This is a genomic window from Accumulibacter sp., from assembly GCF_031732815.1.
GTDB lineage: Bacteria > Pseudomonadota > Gammaproteobacteria > Burkholderiales > Rhodocyclaceae > Accumulibacter.
In genome coordinates this window covers 1-6,128 of sequence record NZ_JAVMKF010000092.1, presented here as the reverse complement: position 1 = coordinate 6,128, position 6,128 = coordinate 1, and the positions used below count along the sequence as shown (strand labels likewise).

The following is a 6,128-nucleotide window of genomic DNA, read 5'->3' as shown; positions in this document are numbered from 1 at the left end:
CGCCACGTTCGTGTTGTCGGCCATGGACCGCTGATGAAAGCGTTGCTCGTTGAACCCTCGACCTTCCTGCGAACGGTGATCGGTTCGATCTTCGCTCGCCACAATATCGCCTATGATGCCGTCGTCAATGGCGAGAGCGCGCTCGCGGCGCTGGCCGAAGAGCGTCGCGATCTGCTCTGCTTCTCGTTTGAACTGGGCGACATGCGCGGTACCGATCTGCTGCGCGAGGCGCGCCAGCGCGGCTTGCTCGGTCTGACGACGGCGCTGATGCTGACTTCGCGTCGCGAGCGGGCGGTTTTTGCCGAAGCGCTGGCCGCCGGTGTCAGCGAGTGTTTTCTGAAATCGGATTTGAACAGCTTCGAGGCTTACGTCGAGCAATGGGAGAAGAGCGTCACCCGGCGCCTGTCCGGGCGTGTGCTGCTGGTCGAGGACAGCCTCACGGCGGCGCGCTTCTATCGCAAGGTAATGAGCGGACTCGGTCTCGACGTCTTCTGGTTCAAGAGCGCGGAAGACGCGATTACCTCCCTGGCGCAGCAGGATTACCAGATCGTCGTCACCGATTACGTCCTCGACGGATTCCAGACCGGCCTGTCGCTGATTCGTGCGGTGCGCAGTCAGCCGGGAAAAAAGGGCGAGATACCGATTCTCGCGCTGTCCGCGCTGGGCAGTGCGAGCCGCCGAGTGGATCTGCTGCGTGCGGGGGCGAACGACTTCGTCAACAAGCCGGTGGTCGCCGAAGAACTGGCGGCGCGGCTGGGCAATCTGCTGACCTTGCGACAGCTTTGGGAACAGCTCGAAGCGCAGCACGAGTTGCTCAAGGAGGTGGCGCTGCGCGACCATCTGACCTCGCTGCACAATCGGCACTACCTGCACAGCGCGTGGCCGCACACTCTCGCCCGCGCGCGCCAGGAAGGCCTGGTTCTGGCGGTAGTCGATGTCGATCACTTCAAGCGGGTCAATGACGAATACGGGCATGCGCGCGGTGACGAGGTGCTGATCGCCATCGCCGATCTCTTGCGCGCGAGCTGCCGCCTGCCGCAGGAGGCCATTCGTTACGGCGGCGAGGAGTTTCTCCTGCTGCTGCCGGCAATGCCGGTTGCCGATGCGCTGCGCATGGCGGAGGAACTGTGCGCCCAGGTCGCCGCGAGCAGACCGGCTGGATTGCAAATGACGGTCAGCATAGGCGTAAGCAGCCTGCAGGAAGGCGATGACTTCGACCGCCTGTTCGCGCGCGCCGATGTCGCGCTGTACGAATGCAAGCAGAGCGGACGCAATTGCGTCCGTCAACGCTAGCAACGGCGTCGGGCACCGCCAGCACAGGCGTTCGCGGACACCAGCGCGGGTGGGGCGAAGGCGGCGCCGCCAGACTGCACGGCGGTCTGCGCGGGGCTCAGGCTGCCGGATCGAGCGCCTGCGCCAGTCGCTGCGAAAGCGTCTGCAGGGCGGTTTCGGTTGCCGCGCTGAAGTCGAAGGCGTCGATCAACTGATCGGTGCGCAGGCGAACCGTGTTGCGCAGACTTTCCTCGACCGTTTCCGGCAGGGACGAACTGTCGAGCAGTGCGTCGAGTTCGGCGAGCAGCAGACGGACGGTTTCCGATCCGCTGTAGCGGGCGGCTTCGTAGCGCTGACTGAAGTGGTGCACGGTCGCCGTGACGTTGTCGAGCAGCGCGGCAATTTCGCTGCGCGTGCTCAAGGTTTCCCGGCGGGCTTGCATTGCAGCAAGTCTGGCGTCGGCCGTTTCGACGGCGATCGCGAGGTGATCGCGCAAGCGGCCGCAGAAGTCGGCGTCGTGCAACGGCATGTTGGCGACCAGCAGCGAGGCGCGTTCGTAATGAATCGCCAGGCGGTTACGGTACGAGGTGATCGTGTCCATGCAGCGCATCAGGCGGAGGATCGACTCCTCGACCGGTCGCGCGTCGCCGTTCGCATTGAGCGTCAGTTCCAGTCCGGGCAAGCGCATCTGTATCGCACCTTCGAGACGGTAGGCGCGCAGCAGGCCGAAGATCTCTTCGCCGACCTGGCGATACTCGGTGCAGCCGTTCAGCGCACGCAGGAACTTGACCAAGGCGGCGTATTCGTCCAGATTGGACATGATCAGTGCGGCCAGCGTATCGGATGCTTCGAGCTGTTGCTGGAGCGACGCCTTCTTCTCGGCGTCGCGTTGCCAGACGGCGACTTTCTGTTTCAATTCAGCCGCCTTGAAAGGTTTGACGATGAAGTCGTCGCCGCCCGCATCGTAGCCCGCCAGACACGAATCGAGATCGGCCAGCCCGGAAACGAAGATCACCGGGACGTGGCTGCCGGCGGTATCGTCCTTGAGTTTGCGGCACAGAGTGTATCCATCCATCCCGGGCATTTCGACATCGAGCAGGAAGAGGTCGGGGACCTTGCTCTGCATTCTCTCCAGGCAGGCTGCACCGGAGGCAAATGTCTCCACCCGGCAGCTCCGACCGAGCGCGGCTTCGACCATTCGGCGGCTGGCCTCGACGTCATCGACGACAAACACGGTGAACTCAGCTTCCATGGCATGCTCTCCTCGGTGGTGTTGACCCATAAAATCATGGACATTGTACTGCGCTGCGCAAGCTCCGAGAACGCCTTCAGCGCGAATCGGCGGCATGCGCTGCGAGATACGCTGAAATTTCCGGGTCGAGCGCGCTCAGCGCGGCGCGCAGCGGTCTGGCCAGCGCGGCCAGCTTCGGCCGGTTGGTCTCGGCAGCGGCTGCCTCGAGCGCCGCACAAATCTCCCACGCCTGCACGGCGCCGATCTGGCCCAGGCTGCTCTTCAGGCGATGGCTGGCGGTCTTCACGCTCGGCGGGTCGGCGGCCTCGAGCGCGGTCAGGAGCGCTGCGCCGTCGCTGCGCGCCTGGTCGCGCACCAGCGCCAGCATCATCAGCAGACCATCCCGATCGCCGTCCATCATCTCCAGGGCTCTGGCCTGATCAAAGACCGGGGTGGCGCTCGTCACCGCCGGCTCGTCCGCTGGCGCGGGCACGGCTGCCGGCGCGTCAGCCGCCGCGGAAAGGGCCGCCGGGGCGGCTGCGTTCGCCGGCAGCCGTTGCTGGATTTCCGCCAGCCTGGCGCGCAGATCGCGGCCACGGATCGGCTTCGACAGGTAGTCGTTCATCCCGGCCTGCAGGCACTGCTCACGAAAGCCCTTGATCGCGTGCGCGGTCAGGCCGACGATCTGCGCTTCGATGCCGCGCTCGCGTAGCGCCCGGGTTGCCGCGAAGCCGTCCAGCCGGGGCATCTCGACGTCCATCAGGATGACGTCGAAGCGTCGACTGCCGGCCATCTGCACGGCTTCCGCGCCATCCTGGGCGAGCGCGACATGGCAGCCGGCTTTCTCCAGGACGGCGCGGACAAACTTCTGGTTGGTCGGGTTGTCTTCCGCCAGGAGCACGCGCAGGCCGGGTTGCAGTTGATCGGCGCCGGCGGGCGAGGCGACGCTGTCGTCGTCTTCGGCCTGCGTCGTACGACCAAAGCAGGCCGAAAAGTGGAAGACGCTGCCGCGCCCGAGTTCGCTATCGACGGCGAGCGATCCGCCCATCAGGCCAACCAGGCGGCGGCAGATCGCCAGGCCGAGACCGGTGCCGCCGAAACGGCGGCTGGTCGAAACGTCCGCCTGGGCAAACGGGTCGAAGATGCTGGCCATTTTCTCCGGCGGGATGCCGACGCCGGTGTCGCGCACGCTGAACCTGAGGTTGACCTCGTTGTCGCACAGTGCCAGCAGCGTTAGTTCGACGCCGATCTGCCCTCGCTCGGTAAACTTGGCCGCGTTGCCAAACAGGTTGGTGATGACTTGGCGCAAGCGCGTCGGGTCGCCGACGACGAAAGCTGGAACGTCGTCGTCGATGTTGACGCTGACCGCCAGACCCTTGTCCAGCGCGCGCCTTTCCAGTGCGCGGACCGTTTCGCGGACGAGTCGGGGCAGGTTGAAGGGGACCGCCTCGAGGTCCATCTTGTCGGCCTCGATCTTCGAGAAATCCAGGATCTGGTTGAGCAGCGTGAGGAGCAGGCGGGCCGAATTCTGTGCCGTCTCGAGGCGGTCGCGCTGTTCGGCGCTGAGTTCGCTGTCGACGACCAGCTCGAGCATGCCCAGGATGCCGTTCATCGGCGTGCGCAGCTCGTGGCTCATCGTGGCCAGGAAGGTGCTCTTGACGGCGCTCGCGGCTTCGGCTGCCTCGCGTGCCTGGTGCAACTGGGTGACATCGACGTAGAAACCGACGGTATGGCCGTCGGGCGCCCGCCGTTCGACGATGCGCAATCGCCGCCCGTCGTCGAGTTGGTCTGTGAACTGGCCGTTTGCGCTGTAATACGCGCGTCGGCGTTCAGTCAGCCAGGCGGCACCATGGTCGGGTAGCGCGGAGAGTTTTCTGTGTCTGACCCACTCGCTGAGCAGGGTATCGAAGGCGACTCCGGGGACGACCAGGTGGCTGACCGGCGCGTGCACATCGCGAAACTTCCGGTTGCTGAAGACCAGTCGATCGTGCTGGTCGAAAACGGCGAAGGCTTCGTCCGCCGCCTCGATCGCGGCGCGCTGCAGATGCTCGTTGCGTGCCAGCTTTTCTTCCGCCGCCTTGCGTTCGGTAATGTCCTCGAAGACGCCGAGCAGGCCGATGACCTCGCTTTCAGCATTGCGTAACGGCGCAATCGAGTGGCGCAGCCAGATCGTTCTGCCGTCGGCGGCGGTACGCGCCTGCTCGACATATAGCCGGGCAGCCCCGGTCGCGATGACCGCGCGCTCCTCTGCGCTCAGGTCCGGTGCCGCCGCCTGTGCCTGGTTCGCCAGCTCGCCATCGCTGCGGCCGATCACCGCGTTCGGATGCTCCAGCCCGAGATCGGCGGCAAAGAAGCGGTTGCAGCCCAGATAGCGGAGGTCGCGATCCTTCCAGTAAACGCGTGCCGGAACGGTGTCGATCACCGTCAGCAGCAGATTGCGCGACTCGGTCATCGCGCGTTCTGCCGCCTTCATCTCGCTGATGTCGGAGATCAGGCCGATCATGCCGGTAACCTCACCTTGCGAATTGGTATAGGTTGCCTTGTGGAAGACCACGTCGCGCTGCGACCCGTCGGCATAAGTAACCGGCCCTTGATAGGTCTGCACTCCCGGGTTCGCGAACAGCGCGCGATCAGCCGCGGCGTAGCGCTCGGCAAGCTCGGGGGTAGCGACCTCGAACACGCTCTTGCCGATGAATTGTTCACGCGGCAGACCCAGAAAGCCCTCGAAAGCGCGGTTTCCGCCCTCGTAGAGGCCGCTTGTGTTCTTGTAGAAGATCGGCGACGGAACCGAGTCGATCAAGTCCTGGTGAAACTTCAGCAGGTCGTTGAGCACCCTTTGCCGGGCGAGCGAGCGCCGTTTGCTCTGGACCAGCAAGTGCAGGATGAAGCCGAGCAGCATCAGCAGCAGGAGGCTGCCGGTGGTGCCACCGATAGTCAGCACGCGATTGAACTTCTGCCTTTCGGCGGTGACGTCGATCAGCACCAGCAGTTCGCCGATCTCGCCGTTGCCGACATCGTGCAGCGTGTCGCTGATCCACCACCAGTCGTGGCCTGTGTGGGCAAAGGTTTTCCGGGTGTCGTCCGCGCTGGCGGATCGCCGCCGGGCGATTTCCTGGCCAATTGCCAACGCCAGAGTGTCGTCGGAAGCGTAGGCGACGACGACGTGCGGCAGGCTTTCCCAGCTTACGCCGGTCGCCGAGTGGTTTTTCCATGCCGGGCGAAGCAAGCGCTCCTTGCGTACGAGCAGCGCGATTTCGACGCCAGCGCTGACCCGGTGCTGCAGCAGGGGCAGGATGCTCTTGCCGATCTGCGCATAGCCGAGCACGCGGCTCTCTTCGAACACCGGCGTGCTCACCGACAATTTCGGAATTCCATGCGAACTCAGCTCGATTCCCGAGCGCGCCCGGCCGGTTGCCATCGCTGCACGCAGAACGCGCTGACCGCTGGTATCGTCCGCCTCCAGTTGATCTCCGATGTGCGCCAAGGTTCGGCCGTCGCCGCCATGGAACGACGAATAGACCAGACCGTGCTCGCGTGACAGGGTATGCATGATCGGTTGGCCGAACGCCAGCCTTACCCTTCGCCAGATCTCCGCTGGACACCGTAGCGGTTTTTCGTTATGGTT

General features: G+C 64.7%; 3 protein-coding genes. 1 reads left to right on the top strand and 2 read right to left on the bottom strand.

What is annotated here, in order from left to right; translation table 11 throughout:
* Positions 1-1,293, top strand: a 1,293-nt coding sequence (locus tag RKP46_RS07360; protein WP_311106044.1) for a diguanylate cyclase, incomplete at its 5' end; no start/stop codon positions are given.
* Between the two features lie 97 nt (positions 1,294-1,390).
* On the opposite strand, the gene RKP46_RS07355 is transcribed toward RKP46_RS07360, so the two are convergent.
* Positions 1,391-2,524 (bottom strand): response regulator, encoded by a 1,134-nt coding sequence (locus RKP46_RS07355; RefSeq protein ID WP_311106043.1) that lies wholly within the window; start codon positions 2,522-2,524, stop codon positions 1,391-1,393.
* Positions 2,525-2,600: 76 nt separating this feature from the next.
* Positions 2,601-6,053: a PAS domain-containing protein gene (locus RKP46_RS07350; RefSeq protein WP_311106042.1), complete on the bottom strand. Its 3,453-nt coding sequence runs from the start codon at positions 6,051-6,053 to the stop codon at positions 2,601-2,603.
* Between the last annotated feature and the right edge of the window lie 75 nt (positions 6,054-6,128).